19 protein-coding genes, 1 tRNA gene and 1 pseudogene are annotated in these 13,593 nt (G+C 63.6%); 12 read left to right on the plus strand and 9 right to left on the minus strand.

What is annotated here, in order from left to right:
* Positions 1-8 precede the first annotated feature (8 nt).
* Positions 9-224, plus strand: coding sequence for a DUF3072 domain-containing protein (locus tag AC0L23_RS01080; RefSeq protein WP_026232720.1), 216 nt, complete (start codon positions 9-11; stop codon positions 222-224).
* Positions 225-852: 628 nt separating this feature from the next.
* Here AC0L23_RS01080 and AC0L23_RS01085 read toward each other — a convergent pair.
* Positions 853-1,122: a hypothetical protein gene (locus AC0L23_RS01085; RefSeq protein WP_018454380.1), complete on the minus strand. Its 270-nt coding sequence runs from the start codon at positions 1,120-1,122 to the stop codon at positions 853-855.
* Positions 1,123-1,127: 5 nt separating this feature from the next.
* Positions 1,128-1,328, minus strand: a complete 201-nt coding sequence (locus AC0L23_RS01090; protein ID WP_018454381.1) for a hypothetical protein — start codon at positions 1,326-1,328, stop codon at positions 1,128-1,130.
* 288 nt (positions 1,329-1,616) lie between these two features.
* Between AC0L23_RS01090 and AC0L23_RS01095 the strand changes: the two genes are divergently transcribed.
* A complete protein-coding gene (locus AC0L23_RS01095; protein ID WP_085353456.1) occupies positions 1,617-2,015 on the plus strand; it encodes a VOC family protein in 399 nt (132 codons plus the stop codon).
* 228 nt (positions 2,016-2,243) lie between these two features.
* On the plus strand, positions 2,244-2,696 hold the full coding sequence (locus tag AC0L23_RS01100) for a VOC family protein (RefSeq protein WP_473356754.1): 453 nt from the start codon (positions 2,244-2,246) through the stop codon (positions 2,694-2,696).
* Here AC0L23_RS01100 and AC0L23_RS01105 read toward each other — a convergent pair.
* Complete coding sequence (locus AC0L23_RS01105) at positions 2,687-2,935, minus strand: hypothetical protein (protein WP_473356755.1); 249 nt, start codon at positions 2,933-2,935, stop codon at positions 2,687-2,689. The two genes, AC0L23_RS01100 and AC0L23_RS01105, sit on opposite strands and share 10 nt — an antisense overlap.
* Before the next feature lie 84 nt (positions 2,936-3,019).
* On the opposite strand from AC0L23_RS01105, the pseudogene AC0L23_RS01110 reads away from it, so the two are divergent.
* Together AC0L23_RS01110 and AC0L23_RS01115 are read left to right on the plus strand one after the other, a co-directional pair.
* Positions 3,020-3,415: pseudogene (locus tag AC0L23_RS01110) on the plus strand (glutathione S-transferase N-terminal domain-containing protein); the annotation flags it as partial.
* A gap of 254 nt (positions 3,416-3,669) precedes the next feature.
* Complete coding sequence (locus AC0L23_RS01115) at positions 3,670-4,308, plus strand: glutathione S-transferase family protein (protein WP_085353458.1); 639 nt, start codon at positions 3,670-3,672, stop codon at positions 4,306-4,308.
* 109 nt (positions 4,309-4,417) lie between these two features.
* On the opposite strand, the gene AC0L23_RS01120 is transcribed toward AC0L23_RS01115, so the two are convergent.
* Genes AC0L23_RS01120 through AC0L23_RS01130 form a run of 3 tightly spaced genes read right to left on the minus strand, consistent with a single transcriptional unit; the run spans position 4,418 to position 5,150 of the window.
* Positions 4,418-4,570 carry a hypothetical protein gene (locus tag AC0L23_RS01120; protein ID WP_162496334.1) on the minus strand — a complete coding sequence of 51 codons (153 nt, stop codon included), beginning with the start codon at positions 4,568-4,570 and terminating at the stop codon, positions 4,418-4,420.
* Positions 4,571-4,591: 21 nt separating this feature from the next.
* Complete coding sequence (locus AC0L23_RS01125; protein ID WP_085353459.1) at positions 4,592-4,837, minus strand: hypothetical protein; 246 nt, start codon at positions 4,835-4,837, stop codon at positions 4,592-4,594.
* Between the two features lie 58 nt (positions 4,838-4,895).
* Complete coding sequence (locus AC0L23_RS01130; RefSeq protein ID WP_007591415.1) at positions 4,896-5,150, minus strand: PilZ domain-containing protein; 255 nt, start codon at positions 5,148-5,150, stop codon at positions 4,896-4,898.
* A gap of 224 nt (positions 5,151-5,374) precedes the next feature.
* Here AC0L23_RS01130 and AC0L23_RS01135 point away from each other — a divergent pair.
* The 7 genes from AC0L23_RS01135 to AC0L23_RS01165 all read left to right on the plus strand — a co-directional run bounded on the left by AC0L23_RS01135 (position 5,375) and on the right by AC0L23_RS01165 (position 10,948).
* Positions 5,375-5,449 (plus strand) — tRNA-Glu (locus AC0L23_RS01135).
* Between the two features lie 98 nt (positions 5,450-5,547).
* Positions 5,548-6,195: a hypothetical protein gene (locus tag AC0L23_RS01140; RefSeq protein ID WP_085353460.1), complete on the plus strand. Its 648-nt coding sequence runs from the start codon at positions 5,548-5,550 to the stop codon at positions 6,193-6,195.
* Between the two features lie 165 nt (positions 6,196-6,360).
* A complete protein-coding gene (locus tag AC0L23_RS01145) occupies positions 6,361-6,987 on the plus strand; it encodes a pilus assembly protein PilZ (protein WP_018454388.1) in 627 nt (208 codons plus the stop codon).
* A 104-nt stretch (positions 6,988-7,091) separates the two neighbouring features.
* A complete protein-coding gene (locus AC0L23_RS01150) occupies positions 7,092-7,364 on the plus strand; it encodes a hypothetical protein (protein ID WP_018454389.1) in 273 nt (90 codons plus the stop codon).
* Positions 7,365-7,934: 570 nt separating this feature from the next.
* Positions 7,935-8,975: a PrsW family glutamic-type intramembrane protease gene (locus tag AC0L23_RS01155; protein ID WP_018454391.1), complete on the plus strand. Its 1,041-nt coding sequence runs from the start codon at positions 7,935-7,937 to the stop codon at positions 8,973-8,975.
* A gap of 74 nt (positions 8,976-9,049) precedes the next feature.
* On the plus strand, positions 9,050-9,628 hold the full coding sequence (locus AC0L23_RS01160; RefSeq protein ID WP_026232724.1) for an HdeD family acid-resistance protein: 579 nt from the start codon (positions 9,050-9,052) through the stop codon (positions 9,626-9,628).
* Positions 9,629-9,862: 234 nt separating this feature from the next.
* Positions 9,863-10,948 carry a 3-deoxy-7-phosphoheptulonate synthase gene (locus AC0L23_RS01165; RefSeq protein ID WP_085353462.1) on the plus strand — a complete coding sequence of 362 codons (1,086 nt, stop codon included), beginning with the start codon at positions 9,863-9,865 and terminating at the stop codon, positions 10,946-10,948.
* A 54-nt stretch (positions 10,949-11,002) separates the two neighbouring features.
* On the opposite strand, the gene AC0L23_RS01170 is transcribed toward AC0L23_RS01165, so the two are convergent.
* The 3 genes from AC0L23_RS01170 to epmA are packed head-to-tail and all read right to left on the minus strand — an operon-like array spanning position 11,003 to position 13,453.
* A complete protein-coding gene (locus AC0L23_RS01170) occupies positions 11,003-11,254 on the minus strand; it encodes a hypothetical protein (RefSeq protein WP_018454394.1) in 252 nt (83 codons plus the stop codon).
* Positions 11,255-11,297: 43 nt separating this feature from the next.
* A complete protein-coding gene (locus AC0L23_RS01175; RefSeq protein ID WP_085353463.1) occupies positions 11,298-12,392 on the minus strand; it encodes a lysine-2,3-aminomutase-like protein in 1,095 nt (364 codons plus the stop codon).
* Complete coding sequence (gene epmA / locus AC0L23_RS01180; RefSeq protein ID WP_085353464.1) at positions 12,389-13,453, minus strand: EF-P lysine aminoacylase EpmA; 1,065 nt, start codon at positions 13,451-13,453, stop codon at positions 12,389-12,391. The genes AC0L23_RS01175 and epmA overlap by 4 nt, the downstream gene beginning before the upstream one ends.
* Positions 13,454-13,593 lie beyond the last annotated feature (140 nt).

Here is a 13,593-nt window from a genome sequence, read left to right on the forward strand (position 1 = left end):
AGATCGCGATGGCTGACAAGACAGCTGACAACACCGGGGACAACACACAAAAGGATCCGAAGGATTGGGTTTCCGGCGACGACCCGATGACCGGCGCCCAGGAATCCTACCTCAAGACCCTCGCCGAGCAGGCGCACAAGCCCCTCCCCAAGAAGGATCTGACCAAGGCAGAGGCGTCAGAGCTGATCGACACGATGCGGCAAAAGGCCGGGCTCGAGAAGTAGACAGCGGGCATGTACGCCCCGCCCCTGCGAGACGGAAGAACATGACTCACCGATGATCAGAAGTGACGCGGGAAGGTTGCAGGCGTTCGGCCAACGCTGCATTCACAAACGTTGAGCGCGCTGCATTTCGTCGGGCACAGACAGCGTCGATTGAGCGCACGATCCCGCAATGTCGATTCCACAACTTCAATGCCGGGATCGGGGCCTGTCGCTTTGCGAGCCGGGCACTCATCCTGCTTTGCCTTGCTTCACGTCATGTACGATGTCACCGATGGTGCTTCCCACGACAATCGCGGCAACAACAGGCCAACCGGCGGCTACCATAAGGATGGCCCCGTAGCGCATGTCTTCGCCGGGCCGTTTGTAACTGTCTCGGCCCGAGAACAGGAGCACCGCGATCAGGCAGCCAACTGCGTATCGTCTAAACCATTTCACGACGAGAGACCTTCGTTTACGGGCATTCGTCGCCTCGAACTCCGTCGTGGTTCATGATGCCGGCCGTCCGGCCGCTCGCCGGCAGGCGAAATTTCAGACGATCACGCAAGGCGCGTCAGGCGCCTTGCATGACCTGCTGCCGCTCATTTTCTTGAGCGCGCTGAGCATCGGCTCCGCGCCGAGCTCAGTTCTGTCACTTCGGCAGATCGCGGATTGCCAGCTTGATGACTGTAAGGACAACGAAAGCGGGCGCCCCGTAAACGATGGCGTTCACGGCCCAAGTGATGGCGACGCCCAAGAAAACGGAACTGCCGACAGCTCCCCAGAAAAGGTAAGCTGCGGATATACCCGGCATCTCCCATGCCATCACAGGGGTGGAGTAGTCGGTTAGCTGCTCCATGACGAGCAGCACCGTCGAGACGAGGGCCCCGATTGCCAGTGCGACGGTGAGAACGGATTTCATTGTCTTCAAAGGCCCAACAGCGCCATCACGATCGGAATCATAAAAAAGGCTGCCAGGCCGAGGAGGCCTCCTACGGCAATCTTCACCCAACGCCGTTGAATTTTCGGCTCGAGCCATGTCGCCAGTTTGACCCAGAGCGCATACGCCCATCCGGCAACAATCGAGCGGATAAGTGCAAACAGAAGCTCGCCTAGAATATTGGCCATAGCGGTTAGTCGCGTCAGTTCCGCGGGGAGTTCATCTGCCAACGGCTAAACAACCCCGTGTCCCCCGTGAGTGAGGTGGCCCAGTTCTGCGATTTGCGTCACGTTCTGAGGACCCGGTTAGCGCTGTGGGGCTTCGTGAAGGGCTCGTTTTCTAGCGCTTGAGCAATGCCATCGCCATTCACGGCGCGCTCGGCGCGGCATCGTGACTGCTGACATCAGGGTGGCAGCAGCGGTGTGCGACGAGCCCCGCGATGCCGCTCAAATCTGCGGTCAACCAAAGGACATGCCATGAAGTTCGCCTCCACTCGCCTGATCGCTACTGACATCAAAATCATGGTTTCGTTCTACGAAATGGTGACCGGATGTTCCGCCGAATGGCTCGCGCCGGTGTTCGCCAAGATCGTGACGCCGGGCGCCAACCTCGCAATCGGCGCAGCCGAGACGGTCACGCTCTGGAAAGAAAACAGTGCCGAGCCCGGCGCGAACCGCACCGCCGGGATCGAGTTTCAGGTTGAAGACATCGATGCGGATTATCAGCGCCTGAAAGACAAGGTTACGCTGGTGCACGAGTTGAAAACGATGCCATGGGGCAACAGGACGTTCCAGTTTCGCGACCCCGAAGGCACCGCGGTATCGCGCTTCATGCCGCCGATCGAGCAGGCCGGACACCGCCTCGCGGCGCAATAGGTCGCGAAAGCAGACCGCCCCGCACACACAGCCAATGGCGCATGTGCGGCACTGGATTTTCGGTGAGAGTGCATTGAAATTTCGCCGGCTGATTTACTTCATCAGCCGGCTTCACCCTCATGCACATGTGCACCCGCCCCCTGCCCCTCCCCGGATTTTCCTGCTATCTCCTACTCCCTTCGGCTCGGCCGAACCAAAAACCCTCCATCCACCCAGGGAGCAACAACCATGCGATACCTCCACACCATGCTGCGCGTGCGCAATCTCGATGTCGCGCTGAAGTTTTACCAGGATGCGCTGGGGCTGAAGGAGGTTCGGCGGATCGAGAACGACAAGGGGCGTTTCACGCTGGTGTTCCTGTGCTCGTCGGACGATCTCGAGGCGCTGAAGAAGCAGCCGCAGACGCGCGGCGCGCCGCTGGTCGAGCTCACCTGGAATTGGGACGAGGAAAAATACGGCGAGGATCGCTTCTTCGGCCATCTCGCCTATGAAGTCGACGACATCTACGCGACCTGCGAGAAGCTGATGAAGGCCGGCGTCACCATCAACCGTCCGCCGCGCGACGGCAACATGGCCTTCGTCCGCTCGCCGGATTTGCACTCGATCGAGCTGTTGCAGAAGGGCGATCCGAAGCCGCCGCAGGAGCCGTGGTCGTCGATGCCCAACATCGGCTATTGGTAGGCCTTTTTGCCGGAACCAGCCCCTCTCCTAAGCGTTCTCTCTTCGATAATGCAATTGGAGGAGGACGCGATGGGACGCGGAATTTTGTTGTGGATGCTGGGCGTGCCGATCCCGGTGATCATCTTGCTGTGGCTGTTCTTCGGCCGCTGATCGCCTGACCAGGCTTTGCCTTGCAATGAAAGCTCCGCCTCGGGCGGAGCTTTTTGCATGCGGACCTTTTGCATGCGGACCTTTTGCATGAGAGGATCGGCGCAATCGCCCGTCGCTCGCCGCAGTGAATTCCGCTATTACCCGCGCCGAAAGAAGCGCCGCGGGAGGATGATGTGCCGGACCAAAAACTGACGATCTGGGGCCGCGCCAATTCGGTCAACGTGCAAAAGGTGCTGTGGTGCCTCACCGAGCTCGGCTTGGCTTACGAGCGCATCGACGCCGGCATGGCGTTCGGCAAGACCCGCGACGCCGACTATCTCGCGATGAATCCCAATGCGCGGATCCCGACGCTGGTTGAGGGCGACTTCACGCTGTGGGAATCCAATTCGATCATGCGCTATCTCTGCCTCGCGCATGGGCGCGGCACGCCGATCTATCCCGAGGCGCCGAGGCTGCGCGCCAGCGTCGACCGCTGGCTCGACTGGACGCTGTCGATGGTGCAGCCGGTCGACCGCCCGGTGTTCTGGGGCATCGTTCTCTCTTCGATAATGCAATTGGAGGAGGACGCGATGGGACGCGGAATTTTGTTGTGGATGCTGGGCGTGCCGATCCCGGTGATCATCTTGCTGTGGCTGTTCTTCGGCCGCTGATCGCCTGACCAGGCTTTGCCTTGCAATGAAAGCTCCGCCTCGGGCGGAGCTTTTTGCATGCGGACCTTTTGCATGCGGACCTTTTGCATGAGAGGATCGGCGCAATCGCCCGTCGCTCGCCGCAGTGAATTCCGCTATTACCCGCGCCGAAAGAAGCGCCGCGGGAGGATGATGTGCCGGACCAAAAACTGACGATCTGGGGCCGCGCCAATTCGGTCAACGTGCAAAAGGTGCTGTGGTGCCTCACCGAGCTCGGCTTGGCTTACGAGCGCATCGACGCCGGCATGGCGTTCGGCAAGACCCGCGACGCCGACTATCTCGCGATGAATCCCAATGCGCGGATCCCGACGCTGGTTGAGGGCGACTTCACGCTGTGGGAATCCAATTCGATCATGCGCTATCTCTGCCTCGCGCATGGGCGCGGCACGCCGATCTATCCCGAGGCGCCGAGGCTGCGCGCCAGCGTCGACCGCTGGCTCGACTGGACGCTGTCGATGGTGCAGCCGGTCGACCGCCCGGTGTTCTGGGGCATCGTGCGCACGCCGCCCGCCGAGCGCGAGATGATCCAGGTGCAAAAGGATGCCGATGCCGCCGCCGAGGTCTGGGCCATCGCGGACCGCCTGCTCTCCACGCGTCCGTTCATGGACGGCGATGCGTTCACGCTCGCCGACATCGCGGTTGGCGCCTATGCGCGGCGCTGGCTCGGCGTCGAGGGCATCACCCGGCCCGCGCAGCCGCATCTGACGCGCTGGCTCGCCGAACTCGGCAAACGGCCCGGTTTTGCGCAATTTGTGGCACCGCCGATGTCGTGAGCGGTGGCGCGGCTTAAGTCCGTTACGAGCACGATGAATCGGCATTTTGCCGCGCGGCGCCGGGAGATGGCGGCTACTGTGCATCGGGTTGTTTTCGCGTTTTTTTGTTTTAGGGCCAGCCGCGCTCGAACAGCAGCACGCAGAAAATCAGCACGAGCGTGACCGCCGCGGTGCCCAGCCGCGCAGTCCAGCTCAGGCCGCGGCCGACCCACCACAGCAGCGCGCAATACATCACGAACGGGACGATGATCTCGGGCCGCATGATGTCCGGCGGTATGGGGGCTCAGCGCCTGACCGTGGTCTCGACGCTGATCGAGCCGCCGATCTTGACGCAGGTGCCGGTGCTCTCGACCAGATGGAAGCCGCGGCCATAGGCGGCGCAGGAGCCCGCTTTCGCGCTCCCGCCGGCACCGTTCAGCGGCAAGGCCTTGCCGGCCTGTGGGCGCTCCGGAGGCGGCAGACGCAAGGCTTCCGCCGCGGCCGCGGACGTCGTCAGCAACGAGATCAGGATGAGGAGCGGCGCACGCATGCAGGCCGTACTAGCCCGGACCGGCGTCGCGCGCCATCGGGGTCGCTTTGCCCGGGGATCAGATGAACTTGATGCCGGCCGATTTGCCGCGGCGCCACACCACCTGGCAGCTCCGCCCGGTCCGCGCATCGCGCGCGAACGCCATCCGGATCACGCCCGGGAGCTGGCTCGCATCCTCGTCCAGCGTGATCTTGGCGCCCGTGGCGGAGATGTCCTGGACCAGGCATTGCCGCGCTGCGAATCCGCCGTCGAGCGTGATCCAGGCATGCTGCGACAGCGACTTGCGGGCTGCGCGCTTCTTGGGCGGTGGCATCGGCTTAAATTCTCCCAGTCCAGCGCTAGCTCAGGGAACCTAAGAAACCGTTGAATTCGGCCGACCGATCCTTGGGTGGGATGCTATCCACCGGTGCCAAAAGACCGTTCCCGAACGGCTTGCCCAGGGCGCCAAAGGCCATTATAGGTTCGCCCGCTGCAGCCGCCGGGCATGACTCGGGCGGCCAGCGGCCGTGCCGCGAAAAGCGGCGGGGCCCTGGGTTTGCTCCCTTCGTCTATCGGTTAGGACGCCACCCTTTCACGGTGGAGAGAGCGGTTCGATTCCGCTAGGGAGCGCCATCATCCGGCGTTAGATGACAGGGCGAATCTGCCGCCCCGCATGAACCTCCCTGCCCCTCGCCTCCGACCAATGTCCAGACTGAACCGGATGCAGGCCGATGGCGCAGCACAAATCTCCCTCGGACGACCAGGCCGGGATTGCCTCGCCGGCGCTGCCGCCATGGATCCACCGCACGGCAGCCTACGTGCCGGAGCGGCGCGCCAGAATGCTGGAGCACATGGCGCGCGCCAGGTCGCTGCCTCGGGCAACGCCTGCGTTGGAGCCGTCGCATACGGCCGGCACGAACATTCTCGGGGACGCCTGCGGCTACGCCGTCCTGTTCGGCATCATCGCGCTGCTGTTTCAGTCGCGCGTTCCTCTCTACCTCGGCGCTTTTCTCTTCTTCACCGATGGCGAGCGCATCGAACTCGCTCTTGCAAAGATCGGCATCCGTCTCGAGCTTGGTACGATCGGGCCCGACATCATCAAGGGCTTCGTATCCCTGTTCGGATGGTTCGCGCTGCTGGCATCGCTGAAAGCGTCCGTCCCCGCCTGGCTCGCGACATGGATGCTTCCAGACACATCGTGGTCCTTGCTCGCCGGAATCGCTCTTTTGTTCGCCATCGTCGAAGCATTCGCAACGCGCGCGATGCAGCATGCATTGCCGTGGTTCGGATTTGAGAGGCGACCGAGCGGCCTGGCCTGCGCGACGATCAAGCTCGCTATGGCCCTTGGCGTGCTGGCTCTGCTGGTGCTGCTCGGATGACGCGATCGTGAGGTCACGGGCCTGACAATCGCGGCGCTATGCCGCCCGCCCCGATCTGCGCATTTACCGGAAATTTACCCCTGCTCGTGAGCGCCGGTATCATTTGCTTAGAATTTGATTGCTACCGTGGAATTACGGAAAACCTCCGAAACACGATTGGCGCCCATGTCCGTCGCAGAGTTCCTCAGACAGCGTGCCGTGCATGTCACCGTGAGTGGCAGCTACTCGCTGCCGCGTTGGTACGATTGCGAGGGCAAGCTCCGTACCTTCGCCTGCCGCACCAGCCGCGTTTCACCGTTCCGCATGATGGTCGACGTTCCCGTAGTCGGAAAGGTCGGCGAGCGCGTGACCTCCTACTTCCAGGATTTTGGCGAATTCCAATGCACCATCAGCGCGACGCTGAAATCGGGCTTCCTGATGGAGCTCGACATGACGCGGGCCCGGCGCGCCTGGATGTCGGAAAAGCTGACCTGGCTCGAGAAGAAGCAAAAGGACGCCAGCGTCCAGGAGCTGCGGAATGACGCGCGCTTCGTTCCGCAGGTCGCGCACACCTTCCTGACGCTCGCCGACGGCAGCACCCATGCCTGCTTCATCATCGACGTCTCCACGGCCGGTGTCGCGATATCCTGCGAATACGATCCGCCAGTGGGAACCCCGCTTGCGGTCGGCGCTTGCGTCGGGCGCGTGATCCGCAAATTCGAAAACGGCTTTGCTGTCAAATTCGCCGAAAAGCAGTCGCGGGACGACGTCGTCCGGCTGATCGTCCGCACGGCCATGCTGCAATCGGCCTGATCCTCCGGCCGCGCTGCCCTATCGCAGCCCTATTTCGAGATAAGCTTTTGAAGGTCCGCGCCTCGTTCCGGACGTCATTTGCAGACTTGCGATCGGGGGACCGAATGGCAGTCGAGAAAATTACAGTCGATAAGGTCAGAGTCGACAAGATCACCTGGGACAGGGTCGGCCGGGTCACCGAGCCCGGACGCTACATGTACACGTTCGGCTGGCTCACCATCACCGCCGACGATCTCGATATCTGGAAGCAATACCCGCAGGCCGCGTTCACGCTGATGGCGCAGCATTCCGAGCCGGACGCGTCCACCGGCGAGGAGTTCCATCTCGGCGCCTTCGACGTCGCGCCCGACGCGCCGCCGCCGCTCACCACGCATTGAGACAGTCAAAGCGGGCTACGATCGGCAGCCAGCCGCCGCGGCAGGGCGCGTGGCGGGAACGCGTGGCACGCCCGTTGCTTTATCATTGCCATGACTCACATCCCCGCCTTCGATCAGGCCTTTCTGCTGTTGCTCATCGTGCTCTGCCTTGGTACGTGCCTTATCCGCGCCTTCTGGGAGGTGGAGCAACTCCGGGGCCGCCGCACCGCGTCCCCATCCCGCGCGATCAAGCGTGACTAGACCGGCTCGGCCGGCCGTGCGTAGCCCGGACGGGGCAATCCCGGCTCTGGACTTGCCGCGGCGACACGTGCATCGTCAATCGAAGAAACCTGCACATTGCCTTGATCTGACTTACCAATCGCGATCCGATGACGGGCGCGCGACCGTTGTCATGGGATGACGAGGTGGTTCTGTCATGCAATTGATTGCGCTCGTTATTCTGCACCTCGGCGACTGTCCTGATGAACGCAGGCTGTCACGCTTGTTAAGAGGCGCGACAGCAAGCGCATGACACAAGGTCGCATCAGGGAATGTAGATAAGCGGATCAAGGGAACCTATTTTCGGCGCCGATGTACCTGATTGAAGCGTTACCCACCGTCATCGGAACGGCCGCCATTGCCCCGGCGCTGCTGATGCTGTGGCTCGTCATTGCCGCCGAGGAACGCCCCGGACCGCCGGCCCAGGTCTGGACCGCTTTCCTGCTCGGCGCGGCCAGCATTTCGCTGCTGGGCCTGGCCCGCGCCCCTTTCGCCAAGATGGTTGCGGCCCCGGACAACCCGTGGGCGGCACTGGCCATGCATTCGATCTTCGGCGTCGCGCTGCCGGAGGAAGCGGTCAAGGTGATCGCGATCGTGCTGGTCGCCTCGACCAAGCGGCGGACCTTCGCCAATCCGATGGACACCGTGGTCTATGGCGCCGCGGTTGGCCTGGGCTTCGCCGCCTACGAGAACCTCGCCTATCTCGTCCAGCACGCCGAGATGTGGCGCTCGCTGGCCGCCTTGCGCAGCGTGCTGACCGTGCCGTTCCACGGCGCGCTCGGCATCATCGCCGGCGCCTATCTGACCATCGCGCGCGCCGGCACGGCGCTGGGTGCCAACCGCCATCATCGCGACTGGGCTCGTCTCTCCAGCCGGCTGCTGATCTTCGCAGGTCCGCTCGCCCTGCATTCGGCCTTCGACTTCCCCCTGCTCACGCTTCAGCGCATGCCGGATCTCGATCCGGCGCTGCGGATGTGGTTGGGCGGCGCGAGCCTGCTGATCGGCTTCAGCTCGATCGCCTTCGCTATCCGCCTGGTACGGCGCGTCGCGCGCCATCACGCGCCCCGAACCGACGTCGCGCGCGAGCGCCTCAGCCAGCTCCGCCGGATGTGGGCGCTGCTGCTTGCCGGTGGCGGCGTCGGCTTTCTCGGGCTCGCCTTCGTGCTGACCTCGATCCATCACTGGCTCATCAATCCCGAGCGCAATCTGACGCTGGCCCTGATCCCGATCGGCCTGGTCTCGATCCTGCTCGGCCTCGCACTTCTGATCGTCACGACCGCGATCTATGTTCTCGGCCGCAACCGCATCCGCACCAGCGGCGAAGGTTTTTCGTCGGCGCACGGCGGCGGCTGAGCCGCGGGATGGCAAGCGCGGTGTGCACGTACTAGACTAGATTGAGGACACACCTCTCGATCCGGAGCCTGCCCATGACATCGCCTGAGGATTTTTCCCGGCTGCAATCCGCCATGAGCGGGACGGTCAAGGCACATTGGAAGGCCTTTCTGTTCGAAGGCATCCTGCTTGCGGTGCTTGGCGTCGCCGCGCTGATCCTGCCGCCGCTCGCAAGCCTTGCGATTGCGATCTTCCTCGGCTGGATGTTCCTGATCAGCGGCATCGGCGGATTGATCGCCACCTATTGGGCGCGCAGCACGCCGGGCTTCTGGTGGTCGCTGATCTCGGCCGCGCTGGCCGTGCTTGCAGGCATGCTGCTGCTGGCGCGGCCGATCCAGGCCGTGCTGACGCTGACCATCGTGCTCGGCGCCTATTTCCTCGCCGAGGGCGTCGCCACCATCATGTACGCGCTGGAGCATCGCCGCGAGCCGGGCGGCCGCTGGTCGTGGCTCCTGATCTCGGGCCTCGTCGACATCGCGATCTCGTTCATGGTGATCACGGGACTGCCGAGCTCGGCGGAATGGGCGATCGGTATCCTCGTCGGCATCAACCTGCTGTTCGGCGGCGCCACCCTGATCGGCATGGCGCTGGCGGCACGCAAAAGCAACAGTTGAGGCGCCGCGTGGCCGTCACGTCTATTGGGGGGTGACAAGCCGCCGATCGCACGCTATATGACGGGCGATGATCACCCTCGTCACCAGCTATTTTTGGTACTTTAGCTACGACAGCTCGCTGGCGGCAGGAGGATCGCGCTCAATCTGAAACATTGCAGCAAACGTCCGAACAAGCCGCCAGACCTGGCGGCTTTTTTATTGGCCGGCAGGGTCTCAAAATGACAGGAGCCCGCCGTGCTGAGCACGACCGACGATCTTCGTATCCGCGAACTGAAAGAGCTGAGCACGCCCGAAGAGGTGATGCGGGAAGTCCCGCGCACGCTCACCGCGACGCGCGTGGTGATGGCCGCACGCAACGCCATCCATGCGATTCTCAATGGCCAGGACGACCGGCTTCTGGTCGTGGTCGGCCCCTGCTCGGTGCATGATCCCAGGGCCGCGCTCGAATACGCCGAGCGCCTCGCGAGCTTGCGCGAAGAGCTTGCCGACCAACTCGAGATCGTGATGCGGGTCTATTTCGAGAAGCCGCGCACCACGGTCGGCTGGAAGGGCCTGATCAACGATCCTGATCTGGACGGCAGCTTCGACATCAACAAGGGCCTGCGGCTGGCGCGCAACGTGCTCTCGGCGGTAAATAATCTCGGCCTGCCCGCCGGCACCGAATTCCTCGACATGACGACGCCGCAATACATTGCGGACCTCGTGTCCTGGGCCGCGATCGGCGCGCGCACGACCGAAAGCCAGATCCATCGCGAGCTGGCTTCGGGGCTGTCCTGCCCGGTCGGCTTCAAGAACGGCACCGACGGCAATGTGCGGATTGCGGCGGACGCGGTGAAGTCGGCCTCGAATCCGCATCATTTCATGGCGGTGACCAAGCTCGGCCGCTCGGCGATCGCCTCAACCGCGGGCAACGAGGATTGTCACATCATCCTGCGCGGCGGCAGCACGCCGAACTACGATGCGGCAAGCGTCGCGGCGGCCTGCAACGATCTGGCGAAAGCAAGCGTCGCACCGCTCGTGATGGTCGATGCGAGCCACGCTAATTCGAGCAAGAAGCCGGAAAACCAGCCGCTCGTAACGGCCGACATCGCCCGGCAGATTTCCGGCGGCGAGAACCGCATCATGGGGGTGATGGTCGAGAGCAATCTCGTCGCCGGACGCCAGGACGTGGTGCCGGGCAAGCCGCTCACCTATGGCCAGAGCATCACGGACGGCTGCATCGACTGGGCGACCACGGCAACCGTGCTCAAGCAGCTCGCTGACGCGGTCGAGATCCGGCGCAACATCAAGCGCGCAGGGCTGCACGAGCGCTCCGCCTGACCAAACGATTGCGGGCGGGGTGAGGCTGTCGCACCCTGCCCGCTTTCCCGGCGCCTAGCAGCCGCGGCAGATGCTCTTGATCTTCTTGTCGAGCGCCTGATTTTCCTTGCTGAGGGGATCGTTCGGGTCGCTCAGGTTCTTCTCACTTGGCACGTCGCCAGCGCGCGGCTGCCGATGACCGACGGGCGCAGGCGGCAAAGAACCCGCCGATTGTCCCGAGGTCGTCGATCCCTTGCTTCCCGTTTGCGCGAAGCCGGCGCTGCCGAACACCGTCAGAAGCGACAGTGCTAGGATGATGCTTCTCATTTTGCTTCTCCATTCCTCGAGCCAGCATCTCCATCACGACCAATCAGGTCTCGGGCGGATAGAGGTGAACGTCGCCGCAATAATCCACGATACGATAGCGCGTTTCCGATGCCGCATCACCCGCATCAGGTGCGGTATTTTGCATCGGCAACACGTAATTCGGTCCCACCGGCGACTTGCCGGCGCCGCCGGGAATGTCGATGACATAGTCGGGCTGACACAGTCCTGACAGCCGTCCGCGCAGCTGCCGCATCAAACTCTGCCCCTCGGCGAGTGTCGTTCGCAGATGCGCAGTGCCCGGCGCGAGATCACCGTGATGCAGATAATAGGGCTTGATCCGGCATTCGACGAAAGCTCGCATCAAATCCGACAGAGCGGTCGCGTTGTCATTGACCCCGCGCAAAAGCACGGACTGGCTTACCATGGGAATTCCGGCATCGATCAGCCGCGCGCAGGCGGCACGCGCCGGTCCCGTCAGTTCGCGCGCATGGTTGGCATGCAGCGCCACCCAGGTGGTGGCGCCTTCGGCCTTGAGCGCAGCCACCATCTCGTCGCTGATGCGCGCGGGATCGGCCGCCGGCACGCGGGTGTGAAGGCGGATGATCTTGACGTGATCGATTCCGGCCAGATCGGCCATGATCTCGCCCATCCGCCGCGGCGACAACATCAGGGGATCCCCCCCGGTCAGGATCACCTCCCAGATCTCGCTGTGCGCGCGGATGTAGTCGATCGCCGCGCGATAGGCGGCGTCCGAGAGCGCGTTCTCCTTGCCGGGTCCGACCATCTCGCGGCGGAAGCAGAAGCGGCAATAGACCGCGCAGACGTGAACGAGCTTGAACAGCACACGGTCGGGATAGCGATGCACGATCCCGGGAACCGGCGAGTGCGCATGATCGCCGATCGGATCTGCGTTCTCGCCCGGCTGCATTTCCAACTCTGCGGCAGTCGGAACGAATTGGCGCGCAATGGGATCGTCGGGATCGGACCTGTCGATCAGATCGACCAGCGCCGGCGTGATCGCAACCGCATAGCGTGCGGCAATGCGATCGAGCACCGGCAGCGCTGTGGCTGACACCAGCTGCTCGGCCACAAGTTCGGCCGGCTCGCGCAATGTGCGCGCAAGATTGCTCTTCATCATGTCTCGCTCAACGTTTCATCTGCAGGCGGCGTCCACACCACCTGATCAATTCGCGACGCGCCGCTCGCCAGCATCACCAGCCTGTCGTATCCGAGCGCGACGCCGCTTGCCTCCGGCATCGCCGCGACCGCGACCAGAAAGTCCTCGTCCAGCGGATAGGCTTCGCCGTAGCGGCGTTGCTTCTCCGCCATGGATTGCGTGAAGCGCTTGCGCTGCTCCTCGGCGTCGGTCAGTTCGCCAAAACCGTTGGCGAGCTCGACACCGCAGGCATAGACCTCGAACCGCTCGGCGACTCGGGGATCGCCCGCCTTCGCGCGCGCCAGTGCCGCCTCTGGAGATGGGTATTCGAACAGGATGGTCAAACGGCCCTGCCCCAGATGCGGCTCGACATGCTCGACCAGAACCTTGCTGAAGATGTCGGACCAGGTGTCGTCCTCGGCCACGCGGACCTTGCCGGCAGCTGACCGCGCGAGCGCGGCGCGGTCGCCCTCGCCGCCGGAAATGGTCGCAAGCAGGTCGATTCCCGCAAGCTGCTCGAAGGCGCCGGCCACCGTTACAAGTTCCGGCTCGGCGAAGGGATCGGCGGTCCGGCCGCGGAAGGCGAACGTGCCGATACCGGTCGCCTGGGCCGCGCGGGCGATGAGGACGACGCAATCGGCCATGATGGCGTCATAGGGGGCGCCTGCCCGGTACCATTCCAGCATGGTGAATTCGGGCAAATGCAGGTCGCCGCGCTCACGGTCCCGGAACACCCGGGCGAACTCGAAAATCCGGGTCTCCCCGGCCGCCAGCAGCTTCTTGCAGGCGAATTCCGGCGAGGTCCGCAAATATCGGCTCACACGGCTGCCGTCGGGCCGCATGATCTCGGTCCGGGGGGCGTGCAGGTGGGTCTCGTTGCCCGGGGAGACCTGGAGAACGGAGGTTTCGACCTCGACGAAGCCCTGCTCGACGAAAAATCCCCGTAGAGCCCCAGTGATGGCTCCCCTGGCCTGCAAGAAGGGCCGGCGGTCGAGATGCCGCGAGGGGGACCAGAACGGCGACATCGGCTTGTCCCCAGCCATTAACCGGCTGTCCCGCAAGCCAGCAAAATGCTGGCATCCAACGGCAAAACCAGTATGTTGCGGCCCGAAACGGGTGCCGCGGTCTGATTTGGGGCCCCAGGTCCCCCATCAATTTGACCACGTCCTGGCCCGAGCCGGGC

Source organism: Bradyrhizobium sp. MI1.4 (genome assembly GCF_055811315.1).

Coding starts and splice junctions, on each gene's coding strand:
- AC0L23_RS01120 (WP_162496334.1), bottom strand. CDS start 4,570: ATGCGGCCCGAGATCATCGTCCCGTTCGTGATGTATTGCGCGCTGCTG.
- AC0L23_RS01085 (WP_018454380.1), bottom strand. CDS start 1,122: ATGAAATCCGTTCTCACCGTCGCACTGGCAATCGGGGCCCTCGTCTCG.
- AC0L23_RS01140 (WP_085353460.1), top strand. CDS start 5,548: ATGGCGCAGCACAAATCTCCCTCGGACGACCAGGCCGGGATTGCCTCG.
- AC0L23_RS01170 (WP_018454394.1), bottom strand. CDS start 11,254: ATGAGAAGCATCATCCTAGCACTGTCGCTTCTGACGGTGTTCGGCAGC.
- AC0L23_RS01130 (WP_007591415.1), bottom strand. CDS start 5,150: ATGCCACCGCCCAAGAAGCGCGCAGCCCGCAAGTCGCTGTCGCAGCAT.
- AC0L23_RS01080 (WP_026232720.1), top strand. CDS start 9: ATGGCTGACAAGACAGCTGACAACACCGGGGACAACACACAAAAGGAT.
- AC0L23_RS01090 (WP_018454381.1), bottom strand. CDS start 1,328: ATGGCCAATATTCTAGGCGAGCTTCTGTTTGCACTTATCCGCTCGATT.
- AC0L23_RS01125 (WP_085353459.1), bottom strand. CDS start 4,837: ATGCGTGCGCCGCTCCTCATCCTGATCTCGTTGCTGACGACGTCCGCG.
- AC0L23_RS01175 (WP_085353463.1), bottom strand. CDS start 12,392: ATGATGAAGAGCAATCTTGCGCGCACATTGCGCGAGCCGGCCGAACTT.
- epmA (WP_085353464.1), bottom strand. CDS start 13,453: ATGGCTGGGGACAAGCCGATGTCGCCGTTCTGGTCCCCCTCGCGGCAT.
- AC0L23_RS01145 (WP_018454388.1), top strand. CDS start 6,361: ATGTCCGTCGCAGAGTTCCTCAGACAGCGTGCCGTGCATGTCACCGTG.
- AC0L23_RS01160 (WP_026232724.1), top strand. CDS start 9,050: ATGACATCGCCTGAGGATTTTTCCCGGCTGCAATCCGCCATGAGCGGG.
- AC0L23_RS01150 (WP_018454389.1), top strand. CDS start 7,092: ATGGCAGTCGAGAAAATTACAGTCGATAAGGTCAGAGTCGACAAGATC.
- AC0L23_RS01155 (WP_018454391.1), top strand. CDS start 7,935: ATGTACCTGATTGAAGCGTTACCCACCGTCATCGGAACGGCCGCCATT.
- AC0L23_RS01105 (WP_473356755.1), bottom strand. CDS start 2,935: ATGCAAAAGGTCCGCATGCAAAAGGTCCGCATGCAAAAAGCTCCGCCC.
- AC0L23_RS01100 (WP_473356754.1), top strand. CDS start 2,244: ATGCGATACCTCCACACCATGCTGCGCGTGCGCAATCTCGATGTCGCG.
- AC0L23_RS01095 (WP_085353456.1), top strand. CDS start 1,617: ATGAAGTTCGCCTCCACTCGCCTGATCGCTACTGACATCAAAATCATG.